The following is a 22,394-nucleotide window of genomic DNA, read 5'->3' as shown; positions in this document are numbered from 1 at the left end:
AGTTTAGGGTATAGGCTATAAGGGTATCATGCAGCATATAGCCTGAAATTTTAGATGAAGGTAGCAGTTTTCAGTACAAAAACTTACGATAGGCAGTTTTTAGAAACTGCAAATTCTCCGATTCAACATGAGTTGGTATTTTTTGAACCACGACTGAATCGAGATACAGCCATTTTAGCAGCAGGGTTTCCCTGTGTTTGTGTATTTGTTCATGATCAAGTTGATGCTACCACTTTAGAAATTCTTGCTGCTGGGGGAACTCATTTGGTTGCTCTACGTTGTGCAGGTTTCAACAATGTAGATTTAGCAACCGCAGCTAAGTTAGGAATTACTGTTGTCCGTGTACCAGCTTATTCACCCTATGGAGTAGCAGAACACGCTGTAGGCTTAATTTTAAGCTTAAATCGCAAAATTCACCGTGCTTATAACCGTGTGCGGGAAGGTAATTTTTCACTGCATGGGTTGTTAGGATTTAATTTGAATGAGCGCACAGTGGGAATTATTGGTACAGGTAAAATCGGTCTGATTTTGGGACAGATTATGAAAGGGTTTGGTTGTCATCTACTAGCTTATGATGTTTATCGCAACCCAGAATTAGAGGAATTAGGTGGGAAGTATGTAGAGTTGCCAGAAATCTTCGCCAATTCTGATATTATCTCTTTGCATTGTCCTCTGATGCCGGAAACTCACCACTTGATTAATAGTGAAGCGATCGCTCAAATGAAACCGGGTATGATGATTATTAACACTAGTCGCGGTGCTTTGATTGATACCCAAGCAGTGATTGAGGGGTTGAAATCAGGTCAAATTGGTTATCTTGGTGTGGATGTTTACGAACAAGAATCGGAATTATTTTTTGAAGATTTATCTGGGGAAATTATTCAAGATGATGTTTTCCAACGCTTGACAACATTTCCCAATGTCTTGATTACAGGACATCAAGCTTTCTTCACAGCAGAGGCTTTACGAAATATTGCCGATACCACTTTTGCTAATATAGCTGACGTTGAACAAGGGCGTTCTTGTGCTAATGAAATCTGCCATCAACAGTAAAAAGCTTTCATTGGTTGATATGGGTTGTTAGGATTTAAGGTTCAAAAAATCTTTAATTATTTTAGATCTTTGATACTTACTTGCAGATCCAGAACTATAAACATGAGTTAAAGGTAAAATTTTACCTGAATTAAATGCAAAAACAACTCGATAAATAAAGCCTTCTTCACCATCAGTTCTTTCCACTTTCACATCAACAAGTTCATCTAGTTTATGCTGAGTAACTTCTTTCCCAAAAATTCCTAGCCATCTACTACGAGTTAAAGTCATGAAATTGGCTTCTTTATCGAAAAAGCAGATTATAGACGAACCACTAGTTATAATTAATAGAGATAGCATCCCTAAAAAAAGACTTATTTTCATACCAGCGTAGCCAACATTTCTATCATCCTCTTGAAATACTAAGGATGTCTGTAACGAGTTAGATAAAAAGCTTTCTATTGTAGAGATGACAAATTGATATTTTTTAGATTCATATTTACTGTAGTTATGAGTTCTAAAAGGGATATTATCTGTATTAGTTAAAAGCATAACTTGATATTTATAAGATACTTTACCCTCTTTATCAGTCTCGATTTTACTTTCTAATTCAACTCCGTGTAGATTAGTAACTAACTTTTTAAAATTTTCATGACCAAACCAGTTCAATTCGACTAATTCACAAACAGGTTGTGGAATGTTATCCTCCATGTTTATAAAATACTTATCTGGTATTGAACGATTACAATTTAATTGAATAATAGGTGGATACAAGCAGATAACAATAAAAAATATAGTTGCAATTCCTATAAAAATTAGCCCAATAACTTGAGATATTTTAGGCATAACTGTGAATATGAGTTTAGTAGAAGATTGCTCAGAACAGGTTGAATTTTGACGCTTGATCGAATAAGCTCCCATTCCGCAAATTATTAAGAATAAAAATGTTCCTAAGGAAAGATTTAAATCAATTTGCATAGATATAAGAATTCGGTTTGATTATTGAAATTACCCGTAAAGGCAGGGAACTCTTAACAGGGTAAAGAGGGAACATTTTGTAATAATGTTAAAAACTATCCCTAATTTCTCATACATAGTCGGCTCTCTGAGATTTTTTAGCCTCATATTCGCATATTAGGTACTCAAGAACCGATTTTTATTACCCATCATTGCGAACGATAGGCAACCTGTAGACTGCGGACTAAAATCACCAAAGAAGCTACAGCCATGAATCCTCCCCAAAACCAATAAGGTAACAACAAATACCTCTGCATTTGTGCTGTATCGGAAAGACCTAAGGGTCCAGCCGTATAACTAAATAGATAATTTAATTGATGGTATGTACTCACACAAGCTTGCACACCCAAAAACTGAATTGCAAAACCCTGTACCCAGCGTGGAGTTTTTAAAGCTACTCCCAAAATAATTAAACCTAAGATGGGAATTGCTATTAAACCAAACCAAGAACGTACCCAAACTAATGTAGAAAATAATAAAAACCCTCCTAAAATCTTTAAACTCAGGGAAGCTGTTTTAAAATTGCGGGAAGCGAGAATCAACGCTGCTCCGGCGATAGGTGGACCCATTGGTCCTGCGGCGGCAACCAAACCAGGGCCAATTGGCCCCAATGAAGAACTGACAAAGTAACTTGCTACACCAGAACCATTGCTGAAAATTTGTAATTTCTGAAAATTACCTCCCAACATTAGAGCCATCAAGCCGTGACCCATTTCGTGAAACCATGTTGCGAGGATGGTAAAGGGGTATAAAATATAATCCCCAGCGGGAAACTGCCACAAAACAGCAGTTGCGATCGCAGCTCCCACAAGCCAGGTTAACCCCATCCGTTCTACTTCTGAAGGGGCTTCTTGACTTAGGAAAGGTGAAAAATCTTTTGGTTCTCGCATAAATTATCAATTTGTATTCGTAATTCGTAATTTGTAACTACATATTATTCATTACGAATTACGAATTATCAATTACCAATTATTCTGCTAAGAGAGTTGAAATAAGAAAGTCACCAAATCTCCCTTACCCAAGCTGATGCGATCGCCTGGACGTAAACGGTGTCTATTCCCTGGCAACAGCGGCAAATTGTTAATATAAGTGCCGTTGGAACTACCCACATCTTCTATATAATGAGCATCTCCCTCGACACGGATATCTGCATGAATCCGGGAGACAATTTCTGAATTAGAAAATCCAGCAACATCAATATCTGGAGGAATACGGTCATTAGGCTTACCGATATGAACCACAGATAGATTTTGCGGTAATTCAATTTCTTGATTACTTTGAACGTGGAATAGTCGGGCTATTACCTGCTGTAATTGGGTTCTAGATGCATTTACAGCAACTGCTTCTGATGGTGGAACTGGTGCAGGTTCTGGTTCTGGTGGAGCAACTGGCACGGGTGCAGGTTCCGGTTCTGGCTCTGGTGGAGCAACTGGCACGGGTGCAGGTTCCGGTTCCGGCTCTGGTGGAGCAATTGGCGCGGGTGCAGGTTCTGGTTCCGGCTCTGGTGGAGCAATTGGCGCGGGTGCAGGTTCTGGTGCAGATGCAGCAACTACCGTTGGTGGTAGGGTAGAAGTGGTAGGAGGTTGAGAAGGAGCATTGAGTCCTAGAGCATCTGGTTGTAAAAGTTCTAACATTGGGTCAGGAGACACCAATGGTGGTAATTCCACAGGCATATCAGGGGCTATAGTTGATCCTACTATTGTTGGCTCCGGTACAGCAGTATTAGAGTGCAGGTTATAGCCACACTGACCGCAAAAAGCAGCATCTGCCTGTACAGTTGCCCCACAACTGGGACAGTTAGTAGTTGCTGGTAACGGCGTGTAACAAGCTTCACACTGAACAGCGCCGTCTGGATTGGGATGATTGCAATTCGGGCAGACGATCATGGATTTAAGCCTTTGTCAAGGTCATAGTAAAATAAAGTACTGGCAAGCAGTTATCAGTTGTCAGTGGAAGAAGGCAATAGGCAATTAGGCAATAAGGTTATTTTCCCCGTTTCCTTGTTCTCTGTTCCCTGTCATCTACTGAATTTAAGGTTTGATTTCCAAACCTGCTGCTGCATCTAGCAGCCATAATAGTTCCCCTTGGGGTTTAATTAAGCGAGATGGATAGGCAAAATCATCAGCTACAGGGGCAAAAATTTGGGCTAAAGCTGGTCGTTTATTAGCACCAGCCACCGCGAAAATCACGCACCGAGCCGCGTTAATAAATGGGTATGTGAAGGTGATCCGGGGATTACCGTCTTTGTTGCCCACAGTAATCAAGCGATCGCTTACATTCAGAGCTTCTGTATGTGGAAACAAAGATGCAGTGTGAGCATCATCACCCATTCCCAATAAAACTACATCCAAGGCGGGAAACTTTCCTGGCGTAGAATTAAAAAATTCTTGCAGGTGCTTTTCATACTTAGCCGCATCCACCGCTGGATTAGCCGATAGGGTTGGCATGGCATGAATATTAGCTGCTGGGATAGCAACCCGATCTAACCAGGCTTGACGCGCCATTAATTCATTGCTATCAGGGTGATTGGCTGGTACATAACGCTCATCTCCCCAGAACACATGAATTTTATCCCAAGGTAGGTTTTGTTTACCTATCGCTTCATACAAAGGCTTAGGTGTGCTACCACCAGATAAAGCAATAGTAAATTGCCCCCGTTCCTTGATGGCAGTTGCCAATTTGGACAAGATTAAATCTAGCGCCCGTGCTACCAGCGCAGGCAGATCCGGTAAAACTTCAACCGTTTTGTTCATGGCTTTATCATTACATAGCCGGCTTCCAGCAATACAATACCTAACTTATGACAGTTTCCCATTTTAACTTTTGAAACTTTTAACATCATCAAGTCAGGTAGGGAATAATCAACCTAAAATTTCTTTATCACTATTTAGGCTCATTTATCAGTAGTCAGCGGTACTAACCATAAACAATCACCGCAAAGGAAAGCTATAAATAGCATACTGTGACATACTCCAGTTTTTGATGCTCAGATGACTCGTCAGTGGATAAAAACTTAATGATACCAAATTTAAGAAAATGGACTCAGCAAAGTGTTCTAGCTAAATTAATAATTCCCAATCCAATGTCAAGCCAAGGAAACTCAATCCTCGAAAAGAAATCACAAATTTGCCCTGATTTGCACACCATACATCGCTGGTTCACCAAATCCCGCAGTCACATCAGGAGGTGGGAAAAAGAACCCGGAAGTAATGTAGCGAGTGTCAAACAAGTTGTTAGCAAATAAATAAATACCGTAATTTGTCCATTCGTAACCAATGCGAGCATTCACTATTGCAAATGGGTCTTGCTTGATCTCATTGGCATCATCAAAATAGTTTGTGCCGTAACCACGCAATTCTGCACGAGCAAAAATACCACCAGGACTGCGATATTGAACCGCTAAATTGTAAGTTAATTCTGGTGCGAGGGGAACGCGATTGTTACTATAATTTATACCTGTAAATGGATTGCTATAGTTTTGAAATTTGCTGTCTACATAGCCGACTCCAGCAATTAAATCCAGTCCTTCTAAAGGTTGGGCTTTGACCTCAAATTCTAATCCGGTGATGTTCACATCTGCATTGGCAACATTACGGAAAAAACCATCGTTGTCCGTGAGTAACACTTGATAGTCGTTGACGTTGGTATAAAACACTGATAAGTTGGCAGTCAAGCGATTATCCAGCCAAGAAGACTTTAAACCAGCTTCGTAAGTCCAAGATTTTTCTTCTCGATATTGGCGTGTGGCTTCGTCGTCGGCGCGGTAATTGAATCCACTGGGGCGATAGCCTTGGGCAATTGTACCGTAGGCCATTAAATTCGGGGTGATTTGATACTGCAATCCAAAGCGAGGAATTAAGGCACTACTGCTGATTTCTGCCCCCTGTACGGAGCCGCTTGGGGTGACTCCACCATTAGCAGCCTCAAAGACACGAAGGCGATCAAGGGTACTATCAGCCGCTTCATAGCGCAGACCTGCAAACAGGGTCAACGGATCAATTAGTTTGTAGTCTACTTGACCAAATACTGCATAAGTATTGCGAGATTGTTCTGCCAAAACGCGATTGCGTCCTGAGGGTAAGCCAAATATCGCCGCAGCAGTTGCTGTTCGTTCTATAGTATCGTTAACGACATTGAAATCACGATTTTCATAATATCCACCAAGTAACCAGCGGAAACGGCCAGCATTTTCTGGCGACTGCACGCGAAATTCCTGTGACCAAACAGTGGAGTTGATATCTATCAGTTGACGCAGTAAGTCAAGCTGGGGAAAGTTATCTCCAAGAAAATTAGATTGATTGGTAAAACGCCTGGCGGTAATTGACGTAGCGCGGAATCCTGCACCGTCATAGCCAATTTTCAGGGCTTGGGTATTGCTGCTCAACCGGGCAAAACCGTCTACACTTTGGTCTATCTGGAAGGGGTCAGAGGCATTACGGAGATTAAAGCTGGGATTACCGCCATCACTATCATTGGCATAAGTGTTAAAAGACACGCTCCATTCTGGTGTCGGTGTCCAAAGAATTTGCGCTCGTCCTGCTACTTTTGATACTTCGCCAACTGTGCGATTTAGTGTCACATTGTCAATAAATCCATCCCGTGCGCTGTAGGCACCTGCCAGTCGAAAGGATAGTTGATCAGGAATTACGGCATCGCTGAGGGAAAGTTTTACTTCTCGGCTGTTGTAGCTGCCATAACTAGCTGAAATTCCAAATTCTGGCTTCTGAGTCGGTTGACGAGAAATCACATTCACCACGCCAGATGGACTGCTTCTACCGTAGAGGGTACTTTGGGGGCCACGTAGTACTTCGACTCTTTCCAAATCTATTAAACTCAGGTCTAAAAAGCCACCATAATCAAAGGGGACATCATCAATGTAAAATGCAACACTATCTTGATTGGCTAATGAGTTGAAATTACTCAAACCCCGCATACTGTAATAGTTATATTCAGTACCACCAGATGAGGTGGGAGAAAAGGTAAAGTTGGGGGTGTTGTTGGCGATACCTTGAAAAGAACTAATTTGACCGTCTTCCAGTTCTTGACGAGGAATGACTGTGAGGCTAAGTGGTACATCCTGAGCGTCTTCTGTTCGTTTCTGGGCGGTTACGGTTAGCTCGATGTCGGGTTCGCTCGCAACGGTTTTTAAATCGAATACTAATGCATTTTCTAAAGTGTTGACAGTTAAAGTCGGTGATTCCTCGGAGCCTATTATTTCCACGCGCACCCGATCTGCTGCAACCTGAGTCACTGCGATGGTTTCAATTCCTTCTACCGGCTTTGAGCTTTTAAATTCCTGCTCAGTTGTCAGTGCTAAAACTGCTCCAGCAATCTCTACTGTTAATGTTTTCCCGTCACGGGATGGAGTGGGTAGTGATGAAATTTGTCCGGCTTCCGTCTCTAGGATCAGTTCTAATCCACCTTCAGTTGACTTCAGTTGAACATCAATGATTTTAATGGGAATGGCGAGTTGAGCTTCCTGCGCCAACCAGTTTTTTACTGTCCTAGCAGGAGGGTTGATTTGTGGTAATTGATACACACCGGCTGGTGATAATCTCTCTGTTAGAGATTTATCTGTTTCTGCTTGGGCTGGTTGAATAACGAACAATGCAACTATTGAGGCGATAGCGAAGCGCTGCTGCCTCCGGCAGATCGCAAACCCTGGATACCGATAAATTCCATTCATCAACCCGTCTCACACCAAACGAAGATTACAAATACACGCAGAATTCAGGAGTAAAATAGGCTTGGTTTCTAGCTTTGAACTAGATTTTCTACTTTCTTAATCTGCAATCTGCTTGATCAAAAATTACACTATCTGTAATCTGTAGCTAGTGTCAAAAGACAGGCTGTCAAACCAGTACAAAAGAACGTAATTTGGTGATTGTCAGTGAAGATTGCTGAGTTTAAAGACCGTGTGTTAGATTTTACCGCGAGAGTTTTTGCCAAAAAATCATGTTTGACAAGTGGTCTTTTGACAGTTCCAGATGAATTATTCAAATAATATGCAGGTCAGCAATTCTCTGCGAAATAAGTTCTAAGTGTATGCTATTTAGTTCGGATCAAGCGATCGCTCTTCCTGTCCATTTCCAGCAAACCTTCACCCTGGATGTGGAAGGGATGAAGTGTATAAATTATGTGAGAGTGTTAGAAAATCACTGAATTGGGTTTTCCAACTCGGCCTCGAAATCAGGTTTAAATACAAAAAATCGGCACAGAACCATGAAAATAAATACACCATCTTCAGAATCTATTGGAGCAGAAATTTTAGATATAAACGTTGTTTCAGTTACCGAAGCAGAAGTCAAAACAATTAAACAACTTGTATACCAACATAAATTAGTTGTCTTCAGAAATCAAAAAATTAACGAAAATCAATATTTAGAATTTGCTAATAAAATTGGTACGCCACAAATCTATCCTCAAGACAACTATCATCACCCAGATTATCCCGAAATATTTGTATCTTCTAATGTTCCCAAGGATGGCAAAAAATTTGGAGTTCGGGGAACTGGAAGATACTGGCATACTGACTGTGCTTTTCTGGATGAACCTCTACCATTAACTATGTTATATCCACAAATTTTACCTAATTCCAAGAGGGAAACTTACTATATTGATATGCAGCAAGTTTATCAAAAATTACCTGATAATTTAAGAAGTTATGTTGATGGAAAATACATATTGCATGAGGCAAAATGGCGTTATAAAGTGCAAGAGTGGGATATTGATAGGGCTATTATAGACATAATGAATGATTTTGAAAAAAAATTCCCTCCTGTTAAACATCCAGCTATTATTACTCACCCAGTTACTCAGGAAAAAATTCTCTATATGAATCAAGGTTTTACTACTGGTATCGTGGGTTTTGATTATGAAACAAATCAAAAACTTTTACGAGAATTATTTTCTTTTATTGATCAGGATGAACATATTTATACCCATGTTTGGCAAGATGGAGATATTCTTTTATGGGAAAATAGAACTCTGAATCATAAAGCATCTACAGTTATAGAAGGTGAGAAAAGTGTCAGCTATCGCATTGGTATTTACGATGGACTGCCTTTTTATGTTTCCTCGAAAATTGATGATAAGTTTAGTGAATTAGTGAGTAATAAGACTTGGTGATTTTACCAAATTCAAGAATAAGAAATTAATTTTGAATTCTTTATATAGGAATTCTATCTAATTTATGAAAAGCGGATTTTCCAAATTAATATGAAGCTGTATAAAATATCAAGAACAATTAAATGCAGATGAACACAGATAAAGATGGATTAATCAAGATATTTTAGGATTATGTGCAACTTCACATAAAATTGGTATAAGAGGGATTTCACTGATCATTTTAGACTGTTATAGTATTTTGTTCTATCAAATTTTGTCTAGTCTAAGGAAATAGGAATTTATGAAAACAGACATAAAAATTATCAAGATAGATGAAGTAAGTCAGGATTTATTGAATGTTTTTCTTGAGCCATATAAGGAGGATTGTAAATATCTAAAAAAGGCTCAGTTTCAATATCTAGATTCCGGTTGCAGTGATCACAAATGCTCATGGTTAATCAAAGCTGATTTTTCTATTGGAGAATCTTGTTATATTGCTGACACTGGACATTTTAATTCAGTAGAATTCAATATTTGCTACAATCAATTATTCTATGTCATGATTGCTTATTTACTAGAAAATCAGTTGTTGGAGGTGATGAAACACTGGGATTTAGACATCTATAAACGCCGTCAACTTAGTGACTTTTTAATTGTTAAATTTTCCAGCACTTTTAAGAAACCAATTAATTCTAGTAATTTTCAAGGTACTCTATCAATTAATAAATGTTCATCTCGCAGCAATCTAATCATCTTAAAAACCTCATGCGCGTTTTCTGATGATAATAGTGGTTACTCAGAAGGAGAAGTTACCATAGCCATATTAGACAATAAACTAGAAAACAATCTTGATAATTTTCCCCAACCCGCAATTGATTAATCCATCTTTATCTGCGTTTATCTGCGGTCAATTATTTTTGATATCTTGTTCTCATCAGAGATAATAAAAACCTTGTTTATTTCATAAAAATTAGTGTATGCATAAATTACTAGAACTAACTGTAACTGAACGTCAAAAAAAGTTAATCGCCTATATTCAAGAAACAGTTACCAAAGCTGTAGGAATAAGTGTATCCGAACTAGACATACATCAGCCTCTAAATTATTTAGGAATTGATTCTCTGATAGCTACGAAATTGCGGAACCAATTAAGAACAGACTTGGAAGTAGAAGTACCTGTAGTGCAATTTATGCAGGATTTAAATATCGTTGATTTAGCAACTCAGTTAAGTGAACAAATCACCTCAGAAAATTGGAAAAACACCAGCCAAAAAATAATGAATGATGACGATTTACTAGAAGGTGAATTATGAATTTAATTAAGTTTCTGCAAGACTTGTATTTACAAAATATAGAATTGTGGGTTGATGGTGGCAAACTCCGTTATCGTGGTTCTAAAGAAGTATTAAATCCTCCACTTTTAAGTCAAATTAAGCAATATAAAACAGAAATTATTGAATTGCTACGTGGAGGCTTTCATCCCTCTCAAACTTATCCTTTAACTCACGGTCAGCAAGGATTATGGTTTTTATATAAATTAGCGCCTCATAGTGCAGCTTACAACGTTGCATTTACAGCGCGGATATGTTCAAAGTTAAATATTCCAGCTTTACAAAAAGCTTTCGCAGCCTTAGTCCTTCGCCATCCTACACTAAGGACTACATTCGATCAAAAAGATGCTGAACCTTTTCAACAGGTGCATGAATACCGAGAAGTATGTTTTGAGAACACTGACGCTGTAACTTGGGAGGAGGATGAATTAACTACAAAGGTAGTTGAAGCATATCAGCGTCCTTTTGATTTGGAACGAGAAACAGCAATCAGGGTAAATTTATTTACTTGTGCTGAGGAAAATCATGTACTTTTACTGACAATCCATCATATTGCTGTTGATGGATTTTCCTTTGGAATTTTATTGGATGAATTGCGATCGCTCTACCATTCAGAAAACACTGGTCAGACAGCCATTCTACCACCCATTAACTCACAATATCGGCACTTTGTGCAGTGGCAACGGCAAATGTTAGCAAGTCCCGTGGGAGATAATCTTTGGGAATATTGGGAGAAACAACTGGTTGATGAATTACCAATATTAAAGTTACCCACGGATAGACCAAGACCGCCAATTCAAAACTATCATGGAGCTTCCCATACCTTTAATTTAACTCCAGAATTAACCGCCAAACTCAAACAACTGGCTAAGACTCAAGGTGCAACCCTATATATGACCCTCCTGACAGCCTTTCAAGTGCTGCTACACCGCTACACTGGTCAGGAAGATATCATAGTTGGCTGTCCCACCGAAGGCAGAAGTCAGTCGCAATTCGCCAGAACTGTGGGATTTTTTGTAAATATGCTGGCTTTGCGAGTAAATTTAGCTGGTAATCCCACCTTTGGGGATATTTTAGCCCAAGTCCGCCAGAAAGTATTAGGGGGAATGGGACATCAAGATTATCCCTCACCTTTGTTGATTGAGAAATTACAAATAAATCGTGATTCCAGTCTCCCTGGACTGTTCCGCGCTTCATTTAATTTGTTGAAGTTGTCAGAAATGGTTCCAGATTATGAATTATCTGTATTTCCTCAAGCAAAAACTAGAGAAAATTGGGGAGGTTTAAACTTAGAACCTTTTATCATTCCCCAGCAAGAAGGACAGAATGATTTAGTCTTCGACATGATGGAGACAACAGAATCACTGATTGGGATTTTAAGATACAACACAGATTTATTTGATGCAGCAACTATTAGCCGGATGGCTGATCATTTTTGCACCTTACTAGCAGGAATTATCGCCAATCCAGAGCAGCAAATTTCTACATTACCACTGCTGACTGAAGCTGAACAACATTTACTCTGGGAGTGGAACAATACCCAAGCAGATTATCCCCAAGCTAAATGTATTCATCAGGTGTTTGAATCTCGTGTGCAAGAGACACCAAACGCTGTAGCAGTAGTATTTCAAGACCAGCAGCTAACTTATCAAGAATTAAATAACCAAGCTAATCAACTAGCACATTATTTGCAAAAAATAGGCGTAAATTCCGAAATATTAGTGGGAATTTGTCTAGAGCGTTCCTTAAAAATGGTTGTAGGATTGTTGGCAATTCTCAAAGCAGGTGGAGCATACCTCCCATTAGATCCAAATTATCCCCAAGAACGATGGGAATTCATGCTTTCTGATGCCAAAGCAGCGGTATTGATAACTGAAGAAAAACTATTATCAGGTCTTCCAGTGCAGGATATACCTGTAGTTTGTTTAGATAAAGATTGGGAAAATATTTCTCAAGAAAGTGCAGAAAATTTAGTTAATAATACTACAGATGAAAATTTAGTTTATGTAGTTTATACATCAGGTTCTACAGGTAAATCCAAGGGAGTGATGATTACTCATCGCAGTTTAGTTAATGCCTATTATGGTTGGGAAAATGCCTATCAGCTTCAATCTCTCAATAGTCATTTGCAAATGGCTAGTTTTTCTTTTGATGTCTTTACTGGGGATTTAGTACGTGCGCTGTGTTCGGGAGCAAAGTTAGTATTGTGTCCGCGAGAATGGCTTTTGGAACCGGAAAAACTATATCAACTCATGCAAAAAGAGCAAATTGATAGTGCTGAGTTTGTTCCTGCGGTGTTAAGCAATTTGGTTGATTATTTAGAAAGAAGTCAGCAGAATCTTCATTTTATGAAGTTGCTGGTGGTAGGTTCAGATAGTTTATATGTGAGAGATTATGAAAGATTTCACCATTTTTGTGGTTGTGAAACTCGTTTAATTAATTCCTATGGTTTAACGGAAGCGACTATTGATAGTAGTTATTTTGTAAATACAAAGATTAAGTTATCTGATGAGGCTTTAGTGCCGATTGGACGACCTTTTGCTAATACACAAATATATATTTTAGATCATCATCTTCAGCTTGTGCCAGTGGGGGTTGTTGGGGAAATTTATATTGGAGGGGATGGTTTAGCTAGAGGTTATCTCAATGATTTGGGGTTGACTGAGGAGAGATTTATCTCCAACTTTTTGGAACAGGACTTAGGCAAATCTAACCGCAGAGGAGGCGGAGAAATAAGAGTTTCAGAGAGTTATTGTGTAAGTCCTATTGAAAATTCTAAATCTTGTCGTCTTTATAAAACTGGGGATTTAGCTCGTTATTTGAGGGATGGGAATATTGAGCTTTTGGGTAGAGTTGATTATCAGGTGAAGATTCGCGGTTTCCGCATTGAATTGGGAGAAATTGAAGCAGTAATTGGGAATCATCCTCAAGTTCGAGCCGCAGTGGTGGTGGTTAGGGAAGAGGTAGTGGGTAATAAGTTAATAGTTGCTTATATTGTACCTCATCAGGAGTCATTAAGTATTGGTGAATTGCGTAAATTCATTAAGCAGAAATTGCCTGATTATATGATGCCTGCTGCTTTTGTAATGTTAGAGGTTCTGCCTTTGACTCCCAATGGTAAAATAGACCGTCTGGCTTTACCTGCACCAGATATGGAACAAAATCGGCAGGGAGATTTTGTGCCACCACGCACACCTAATGAAGAATTAATTGCGAATATTTTTGCTGCTGTTCTCAAAGTTAAACAAGTAGGCATTTACGATAATTTTTTTGAGTTGGGGGGACATTCTCTACTGGCTACTCAAGTAGTTTCTCGTTTGCAACAAACTTTTAATGTTGAGTTTCCTTTACGCAGTTTGTTAGCATCGCCGACGGTGGAAGGAATCAATAAAATTCTTTCTGAGTCGGGACAAATTGCATCTTTTATTCCTTTATCTGCAATTGTACCTGCGCCAGATGATTGTTATCAATCATTTCCTTTAACTGATATTCAACAAGCTTATTGGTTGGGTCGCAGTGAAGCTTTTAATTTAGGAAATATTGCTGCTCACGGTTATTTAGAGTTAGATACTAAGAATTTAGATATTGAAAGATTTAACCAAGCTTGGCAACAGTTAATCTGTCGTCATGATATGCTGCGGGTGGTGATTTTACCGGATGGTCAACAGCAGATTTTAGCAGCAGTTCCTTTTTATGAAATTGAGGTTTTGGATTTATCTGGACAGACATCTGAATCTGTAACTACAAAGCTAGAATCTATCCGTCATCAGATGTCCCATGAGATATTACCGGCTGATAAATGGCCTCTGTTCAAGTTAAAAGCCACTCGTTTAAATCAACAAGATATCCGATTGCATCTCAGCTTTGATGGTTTGATAGCTGATGCTTGGAGTATGTTTGTCTTAGGAGAAGAATGGTATCAACTTTACCAAAATCCTCAGTTTTTATTGCCACCACTGGAACTGAGATTTAGAGATTATGTTTTGGCTGAATTAGCTTTAGAAAATACACCCCAGTTTCAACGTTCTCAAGAATATTGGTTTAAGCGTTTGGATACTTTGCCTCCAGCACCAGAATTGCCTATAGCTAAAAACCCAAGTTCAATTATTAAGCCGCAATTTAAACGTCGGACTGCACAACTTGACGCAGAAAAATGGCAACAATTAAAACACCGAGGTAATCAAGTTAATTTAACTCCCTCTGCGGTATTATTGAGTGCTTTTGCTGAGATATTAAGTGATTGGAGCAAAAATCCTAAATTTACCATTAATCTTACACTATTTAATCGTCTACCCCTCCATCCCCAAGTGAATAATTTGGTAGGAGATTTTACTTCACTGACACTTTTGGAAGTAGATAATTCCATTACCAATAAATTTGTTAACCGCGCTCAAAAATTACAGCAACAACTATGGCAGGATTTAGATCACAGCTATATTAGTGGTGTGCGAGTTCAACGAAAAATTAGTCGCAAGCGAGCAAATTATCAATTAATGCTGGTGGTATTTACTAGCACCTTGGGTTTAGAATCTCTGGGTCAAAATACATCTGTATTAAATCAGTTTGGGGAAATAGTTTATGGTATTAGTCAAACACCACAAGTTTCTTTAGATCATCAAGTTACAGAACAAAATGGGAGATTAGTATTTAACTGGGATGCTGTAGAAGAATTATTTCCTGATGGTCTTTTAGATGATATGTTTACAGCTTACTGCAATTTGTTGGAGCAGTTAGCAACAAAAAATTCAGCTTGGGTTGAAAACAGCCGAGAATTACTACCAGAAGCTCAACTGCGAGAAAGATTGGCGGTTAATAATACTGCTGCTCCAGTTTCTCACGAGACTTTGCATAGTTTGTTTATCAATCAAGTCAAAGTGGCGCAGTCATCAATAGCTGTAATTGGTTCAGAATACACTTTCACTTATCAAGATATATACCAAAAAGCTAATCATTTAGCACATCGCTTGTGGCAATTGGGAACTACTAGCAATACCCTCGTTGCTGTAGTCATGGATAAAGGCTGGGAGCAAATTGTCGCAGTATTAGGAATCTTAATTTCTGGTGCGGCTTATCTACCCATCGACCCCACACTACCACAGGAAAGACAATGGTATTTACTCTCTCAAGGGGAGGTGAAATTAGTTGTTACCCAACCCCATCTCAATTATCAATTGTCTTGGCCATCAGGAATTCAGCATTTAGAAATTAACAATGAAAATTTAGTAGAAGTTGACTTTACTATAAGGGAATTACAGCAAAATCCCAGCGATTTAGCTTATGTAATTTATACTTCTGGTTCCACAGGTGAACCGAAAGGGGTGATGATTGACCACCGGGGTGCAGTCAATACTATTTTGGATATTAACCAACGTTTTGCTATCAATTCATCTGACCGAGTGTTAGCTTTATCAGCTTTGAATTTTGACCTCTCAGTGTACGATATTTTTGGTACATTAGCGGTGGGAGGAACTATTGTGATTCCCGCAAACACAGGAGCTAAAGACCCGACTCACTGGTTAGAGTTAATCAAAAATCACCAAGTCACTATCTGGAACTCAGTTCCGGCTTTAATGCAGATGTTGGTGGCATATTTATCAGACAAACCGCAACAAGCACCATCATCTCTGCGTTTAGCTTTGTTAAGTGGAGATTGGCTACCTCTGAGTTTACCAGGTCAAGTGCAGAAACTATTTCCAAATGTGCAGTTAGTCAGTTTGGGGGGAGCAACTGAAGCCTCAATTTGGTCAATTTGCTATCCTATTGAGACAGTAGACTTGAACTGTCCGAGTATTCCCTATGGAAAACCACTAAAAAATCAACATTTTTATGTTTTAAATGAGTTGATGTCACCCTGTCCGGTGTGGGTGAGTGGACAACTTTATATTGGCGGAATCGGACTAGCATTAGGTTACTGGCGTTCAGAAGAGAAAACAACAGCTAGTTTTATTATTCATCCCCATACGGGAGAGCGTTTATATAAAACTGGTGATTTGGGACGCTATTTACCCGATGGAAATATTGAGTTTTTAGGAAGAGAAGATTTTCAAGTCAAAATCAATGGTTATCGTGTCGAATTGGGTGAAGTTGAAACGTCTTTACAAAAATATCCCGGAATTAAAGATGTGGTAGTAATGGCGGTGGGAGAATCACAAAATAAACAGCAACTTGTGGCTTATGTTGTTTCTTCCCATCTGCTACCACCAGAGCCAAATTTAGGAGAAGCTTACCAACCACGTCAACTTGCAGGAGTGGTATTTGATGCTGGAGAACGCATTGAATTTAAACTGAAACAACCAGGATTAAGACAAGTAGAATCTTCTCAAACCACTGTCCAATTACCTTTAGTTAAATTGGATGAAAGTCTAACTCAAGCTTACTTAAAACGTCAAAGTTATCGGCAATTTTTACCTCAACCGATTTCTTTGGAACAGTTTAGCGAGTTTTTAAGTTGTTTACAGCAAATGCAACTGGATGATTATCCACTCCCGAAATATCGTTATCCTTCTGCTGGAAGCCTTTATCCTGTCCAGACTTACTTATTCATCAAACCTAATGGAGTGACAGGACTTGCCGCAGGTATATACTACTATCATTCTGCTAATCATCGTTTAGTGTTACTCAGTACAAACAGCGAAATTGACAGCAGTGTTTATGGGGGAAATCAAATAATTTTTGAGCAATCTGCCTTTTCGGTGTTTTTAATTGGTAAACTGAGTGCGATCGCTCCCATGTATGGAGAATTAGCAAAGGATTTCTGTCTGTTAGAAGCCGGCCACATTGGTCAATTGCTGATGAACACCGCACCCAAACAGCAAATTGGTCTGTGTCCCATTGGCTATCTAGAATTTACCAAATTACAAGACTTATTCCATCTGGAATCAACTCAAGTTTTACTTTATAGCTTTGTTGCTGGGAAAATTGACCCGTTGCAAACCAAACCTCGAAATTCCCTCCCCATTTCTACCCAGTTGTCTGACTATCTGCGACAAAAAATACCAGCATACATGATTCCTTGTGAGTATATTTTCTTAGATACTTTACCTCTTACCCCCAATGGTAAAGTAGACCGCAAGGCGCTACCTGTCCCCAAAATTGGAGCTTCAAAATCGGTAGATATTTTCACACCACCAACAACTGAAATAGAGCAAAGTTTAGCGAAAATTGTGCAAGAAATTCTGCAAATAGAAGCAGTAGATATTCATAATAATTTTTTTGAATTGGGTATGGATTCCTTGAAGTTAGTGCAGATTAAAAACAAATTGCTTTCTGCGCTACAAGTCAATATATCTATGCAGCAATTGTTAGTAGAGGCAAATAATATTGCCAAACTATCCTTAGCTGTAGAGGAACAATTAACCCTAACAAAAATTAAACAAAACCCCTTATTAACTCCCACGAATGATGATACTGAGATATTCCAAATCTAGAAAATGTCACTCCCATATTCCTCTCTGCGCCTCTGCGTGATAAAAATCTATATTTTGATGTAAGAAGGATTCTTTTAATGAACCACCAAGACGCATTCTACGAAGTCGTTCCCGAAGGGAAGAAATAAGATATTTGTAGGTTGGGTAGAACGAAGTGAAACTCAACAAATTTCCGAAAATGTTGAGTTGAGGAACGAAACCCAACCTACTTAGATATAATGGCGAATGCGTTAGAAAAATCCATTTTTATATTTTTTTAACGAACCACAGAGATACGGAGAATTGTTGGCAAATAATTTAGAACTGCTATATATGAACAGAAATGAACTTTTAACAGAACTGGATAAACGTGGTGTGAAATTGTGGGTAGAAAATGACAAATTAAGTATTGAAGCACCCAAAGGGGTATTAACAAAAGAGCTATTTGACTCACTTGCAGAGCATAAAATAGAAATTATCCGGTTGCTACGCTTAAATGACCCGAAAACTACTTCTTTGCCAATTATTGAACCAGATTATCAAAACCGATATGAACCTTTTCCTCTGACTGATATTCAACAAGCTCATTGGGTAGGACGTAGTAGTATATTTGAGTTAGGTAATTTTGCTAATCATCACTATTTAGAATTTGAAGTTAGTAATTTAGATTTATCACGTTTAATAGCAGCTTGGCAAAAATTAATTGTTCGCCATGATATGCTAAGAGCGGTAGTGCTACCTACAGGTGAACAACAAATTTTAGCACAAGTCCCCGATTATGAAATTGCTATATTGGATTTGCGAGGATTAGAAAGAACAGAAGTAGAAGCGCAGTTAACAGCTATTCGAGAAAATTTATCTCACCAAGTTGTACTTTCTCAAGAATGGCCTTGGTTTGATATTTGTGCAACTTATTTAGATAATCAGCACGTCCGCATTCACATCAGTATGGATTTATTAGTTGTGGATGCTGCGAGTATTCGCATTGTATTTCAAGAGTGGAATACACTTTATCAAAAACCTGATTTATTATTATCTCCATTAGATTTATCTTTTCGGGATTATGTAATTAATAAAAATGCCTTACAAAATTTAGAATTAATTAAACAATCCCAAGATTATTGGTTTAGCCGTTTAGATACTTTACCACCAGCACCAGAATTACCTTTAGTTTCTTTTACCAGTGAATTAAAAGAATATAAATTTAAACGTTACCGTGCTGAATTATCCCCCAATATCTGGCAAAAATTAAAGCAACGGGGTCAAAATTCTGGTTTAACTCCTTCTGTGATTTTGCTGGCTGCTTTTGCAGAAGTTTTAACAGTATGGAGCAAAAATCCCCGTTTTACTCTCAATTTGACGGTGTTGGAACGCCTACCTATTCACCCACAAATAAATCAAATTGTTGGTGATTTTACTACTACTAACCTCTTGGCAATAGATAATTCAATTCCAGATACATTTATTGCTCGTGCTTTGCAAATTCAGCAGCAATTGTTGCAAGATTTAGATCATCTGCAAATCAGTGGGGTTGAGGTACTACGAGAATTAGCACGTCGCCAAAAAACTGGTTTAACTGCTACTATGCCAATAGTTTTTAGCAGTGTTTTAGGTTTAAGTTCTTTTACTCAGGGAGATTTAGAATACAGCTTTTTAGGTGAAATAGTTTATGGTATCAGCCAAACACCACAAGTTTCTTTAGATCATCAAGTTACAGAACAGAATGGCGCATTAATATTTAACTGGGATGTTGTAGAAGAACTTTTTCCTGATGGTCTTTTAAATGATATGTTTGGTGCTTATTGCGATTTGTTGCAACAATTAGCCAAGGATGATGAAGTATGGTACATAAAGCAGCGATCGCTATTACCACCAGCACAACTAAGGCAGCGAGTAGCTGTGAATGCTACAGAGAAACCAATTCCAGAAACAGCTTTACTACATACTTTGGTTTTTGAACAAGTATCTTTGCGTCCACAGCAGATGGCTGTAGTTACTAGCAGTCTCACTTTAACATATCAAGAATTAGGCGATCGCGCAATTAATTTAGCTCATCACCTGCAACAGCTACGTGTTTTTCCCGGACAAATAGTAGCAATTATCATGGAAAAAGGCTGGGAGCAAGTTGTGGCAACTTTGGGTATCCTAGCTGCTGGTGCTGCATATCTACCCATTGACCCTGGACTACCAACTGAGCGCCAATGGTATCTTTTACAACAGGCAAAAGTCCAAATCCTGTTGACGCAAACTCGACTTGAGAACCGAATAGATTGGCCGGAGAACATCCAACGTCTTTGTATAGATGCTGATATCAAGCCTCTAGATAACCATTTATTAGAGACAGTAGTAAAACCAGAAGACCTTGCATATATAATTTATACCTCTGGCTCTACGGGAATACCCAAAGGCGTGATGATTAGTCATCAAAGTGTAGTTAACACTATCCTCGACATTAATCAACGCTTTAACGTGAATGCAGATGACCGGATTTTAGCGCTTTCGTCTCTGAGTTTTGATTTATCAGTTTACGATATCTTCGGTACTTTAGCTGCGGGAGGGACTATTGTGATTCCTGAAGCTGCTAGTACTAAAGATCCAAATCATTGGACAGAATTGATTACAAAATATCAAATCACAATTTGGAATTCAGTTCCGGCTTTAATGCAAATGTTAGTTGAATATGCTTCACCGCATCAGGAGATTTTATTTAACAGTTTGCGGTTAGTTTTACTGAGTGGTGATTGGATACCACTGAGTTTACCACAGCAAGTCAAAACGTTATCTAAAAAAGTAAAAATTATCAGTCTTGGAGGTGCGACAGAAACATCTATTTGGTCTATTATCTATCCTATTGAAAATGCAAATAATAAGAGTATTCCCTATGGTCTTCCAATGACTAACCAGAGATTTTATGTACTAAAGGAAACTCTTGAAAATTGTCCAGTATGGGTTGCTGGACATCTTTATATTGGCGGAATCGGACTAGCTAAAGGTTACTGGTGTGACGAAGCGAAAACCCAGACTAGCTTTATCATTCATCCACAGACTCAAGAACGGCTTTATAAAACCGGTGATTGGGGACGGTATTTACCAGATGGTAATATTGAGTTTTTGGGACGGGACGATTTTCAAGTTAAAATTCATGGCTACCGAATTGAACTCGGTGAAATTGAATTTGCATTGCAACAGCATACCACAATTAAAGAAGTAATTGTTAATGTACTAGAAGAAAAAAGCAATAAGTCACTGATAGGTTATATAGTTCCTAAACCTGAGAAAGCCTCGGAAATTAATTTTAGTGAACTGCGTCATTTCCTCCAAACAAAGTTACCAGCATATATGATACCTTCTACTTTTATGCTGTTAGAATCATTACCACTCACAGCTAATGGTAAAGTGAATCGTCAAGCACTTCCTACACCCACCAAAACACCAAAGTTAGAAAAAACTTTGGTGCTACCGCGTAACCCAACTGAGAAAATATTAATATCAATTTGGGGTGAAGTATTCCAACTTAATCAAATAGGCATAAATGATAACTTCTTTGAATTGGGTGGACACTCATTTTTAGCCTTGCAATTAATTGCCAAAATCAATCATAAACTTGGTCAAAATATAGCCATCAGTACACTTTTTCAGTATCCAACTGTGGCGGGTTTAGCAAATTCTTTTACCAAAAATCCTGTATCTTCAGTTTTAGTTCCCATCCGAGTTGAAGGAACGCAGCTACCACTATTTTGTATCCACCCATCTGGGGGACAAGTGATGGCTTATCAGCATTTAGCAACTTGTTTGGATTCAAATCAACCTATCTATGGTTTACAATCTCGGACTTTGAATAATTCGCTTCCTGAATATGAAAGCATTGATAAAATGGCTGTAGAATACGCTAAAATTATTCGCCAACATCAACTAAATAGCCCTTATTATCTCATGGGTTGGTCTATGGGCGGGGTAATTGCTATAAGTGTTGCAAAAGAGTTAGAAAAACAAGAGCAAGAAGTCGCTTTTGTCGGACTTGTGGATGCTTTTTTACTTCCTAAGAATGCACCAAACTTTGAACGCAATCGCTTACAAGAACTGGGATTATTATTTGATGAAACTTTTGCTGATATTTCTGTAAACATGATAGAAAAACAACTCAACCTCACCGAAATTCACGAACAAATGCTTAGAGTTCATCATCCACCTCAGATACAAGCTAAAATCTACATTTGGGAAGCTCTAGAGGAATATGCACAAGGAATATCTCGTACTAATTGGAGTCAATACACAACAAATACAACCCACACAGAAATTGTCCATGCTAATCACTTTACTATCATGCGTCCACCAAATATTCAAAACCTTGCTCAAAAATTACAACAATACCTCTACGCTTTACAAAATCACCCAAATTAAATAAAATTTCCAGAATAATTAACCGCAGATGGACGCAGATAAACGCAGATAAATATGGATTATCCTGTTTTATATAATATTGGTATATCTCTTATTTATC

General features: G+C 38.5%; 11 protein-coding genes. 6 read left to right on the top strand and 5 right to left on the bottom strand.

The genetic code is table 11. The features are described 5' to 3' along the window. Positions 1-54 precede the first annotated feature (54 nt). Entirely contained in the window at positions 55-1,053 is a 999-nt protein-coding gene (locus VB713_RS00925; protein WP_323309707.1) for a 2-hydroxyacid dehydrogenase, read from the top strand. Between the two features lie 27 nt (positions 1,054-1,080). Here VB713_RS00925 and VB713_RS00920 read toward each other — a convergent pair whose 3' ends face one another. From VB713_RS00920 to VB713_RS00900, 5 genes are all read right to left on the bottom strand, one after another. Beyond that, positions 1,081-2,010, bottom strand: coding sequence for a hypothetical protein (locus VB713_RS00920; RefSeq protein WP_323309706.1), 930 nt, complete (start codon positions 2,008-2,010; stop codon positions 1,081-1,083). 188 nt (positions 2,011-2,198) lie between these two features. Then, positions 2,199-2,939 carry a M50 family metallopeptidase gene (locus VB713_RS00915; protein ID WP_323309705.1) on the bottom strand — a complete coding sequence of 247 codons (741 nt, stop codon included), beginning with the start codon at positions 2,937-2,939 and terminating at the stop codon, positions 2,199-2,201. An 87-nt stretch (positions 2,940-3,026) separates the two neighbouring features. Then, a complete protein-coding gene (locus VB713_RS00910) occupies positions 3,027-3,935 on the bottom strand; it encodes an FHA domain-containing protein (RefSeq protein ID WP_323309704.1) in 909 nt (302 codons plus the stop codon). 144 nt (positions 3,936-4,079) lie between these two features. Next, a complete protein-coding gene (pgl, locus tag VB713_RS00905; protein WP_323309703.1) occupies positions 4,080-4,802 on the bottom strand; it encodes a 6-phosphogluconolactonase in 723 nt (240 codons plus the stop codon). A gap of 365 nt (positions 4,803-5,167) precedes the next feature. Beyond that, complete coding sequence (locus tag VB713_RS00900; RefSeq protein WP_323309702.1) at positions 5,168-7,735, bottom strand: TonB-dependent receptor domain-containing protein; 2,568 nt, start codon at positions 7,733-7,735, stop codon at positions 5,168-5,170. Between the two features lie 536 nt (positions 7,736-8,271). Between VB713_RS00900 and VB713_RS00895 the strand changes: the two genes are divergently transcribed. The 5 genes from VB713_RS00895 to VB713_RS00875 all read left to right on the top strand — a co-directional run bounded on the left by VB713_RS00895 (position 8,272) and on the right by VB713_RS00875 (position 22,294). Beyond that, entirely contained in the window at positions 8,272-9,177 is a 906-nt protein-coding gene (locus VB713_RS00895; RefSeq protein ID WP_323309701.1) for a TauD/TfdA dioxygenase family protein, read from the top strand. Between the two features lie 280 nt (positions 9,178-9,457). Continuing rightward, entirely contained in the window at positions 9,458-10,036 is a 579-nt protein-coding gene (locus VB713_RS00890) for an FcoT family thioesterase (RefSeq protein ID WP_323309700.1), read from the top strand. A 97-nt stretch (positions 10,037-10,133) separates the two neighbouring features. Continuing rightward, positions 10,134-10,469 carry an acyl carrier protein gene (locus VB713_RS00885; protein ID WP_323309699.1) on the top strand — a complete coding sequence of 112 codons (336 nt, stop codon included), beginning with the start codon at positions 10,134-10,136 and terminating at the stop codon, positions 10,467-10,469. Next, on the top strand, positions 10,466-17,914 hold the full coding sequence (locus VB713_RS00880) for a non-ribosomal peptide synthetase (RefSeq protein ID WP_323309698.1): 7,449 nt from the start codon (positions 10,466-10,468) through the stop codon (positions 17,912-17,914). Before VB713_RS00885 ends, VB713_RS00880 begins: the two co-directional genes overlap by 4 nt. Positions 17,915-18,226: 312 nt before the next feature. Then, a complete protein-coding gene (locus VB713_RS00875; RefSeq protein WP_323309697.1) occupies positions 18,227-22,294 on the top strand; it encodes an amino acid adenylation domain-containing protein in 4,068 nt (1,355 codons plus the stop codon). Positions 22,295-22,394: the final 100 nt, after the last annotated feature.

The organism is Anabaena cylindrica UHCC 0172 (genome assembly GCF_034931625.1).
Taxonomy (GTDB): Bacteria; Cyanobacteriota; Cyanobacteriia; order Cyanobacteriales; family Nostocaceae; genus Anabaena; species Anabaena cylindrica_A.
The sequence above is the reverse complement of the archived record's forward strand: the minus strand, read 5'-3'. Positions and strand labels throughout refer to the sequence as shown.

Coding starts and splice junctions, on each gene's coding strand:
- VB713_RS00875 (WP_323309697.1), top strand. CDS start 18,227: ATGAACAGAAATGAACTTTTAACAGAACTGGATAAACGTGGTGTGAAA.
- VB713_RS00880 (WP_323309698.1), top strand. CDS start 10,466: ATGAATTTAATTAAGTTTCTGCAAGACTTGTATTTACAAAATATAGAA.
- VB713_RS00900 (WP_323309702.1), bottom strand. CDS start 7,735: ATGAATGGAATTTATCGGTATCCAGGGTTTGCGATCTGCCGGAGGCAG.
- VB713_RS00890 (WP_323309700.1), top strand. CDS start 9,458: ATGAAAACAGACATAAAAATTATCAAGATAGATGAAGTAAGTCAGGAT.
- VB713_RS00895 (WP_323309701.1), top strand. CDS start 8,272: ATGAAAATAAATACACCATCTTCAGAATCTATTGGAGCAGAAATTTTA.
- VB713_RS00885 (WP_323309699.1), top strand. CDS start 10,134: ATGCATAAATTACTAGAACTAACTGTAACTGAACGTCAAAAAAAGTTA.
- pgl (WP_323309703.1), bottom strand. CDS start 4,802: ATGAACAAAACGGTTGAAGTTTTACCGGATCTGCCTGCGCTGGTAGCA.
- VB713_RS00920 (WP_323309706.1), bottom strand. CDS start 2,010: ATGCAAATTGATTTAAATCTTTCCTTAGGAACATTTTTATTCTTAATA.
- VB713_RS00910 (WP_323309704.1), bottom strand. CDS start 3,935: ATGATCGTCTGCCCGAATTGCAATCATCCCAATCCAGACGGCGCTGTT.
- VB713_RS00925 (WP_323309707.1), top strand. CDS start 55: ATGAAGGTAGCAGTTTTCAGTACAAAAACTTACGATAGGCAGTTTTTA.
- VB713_RS00915 (WP_323309705.1), bottom strand. CDS start 2,939: ATGCGAGAACCAAAAGATTTTTCACCTTTCCTAAGTCAAGAAGCCCCT.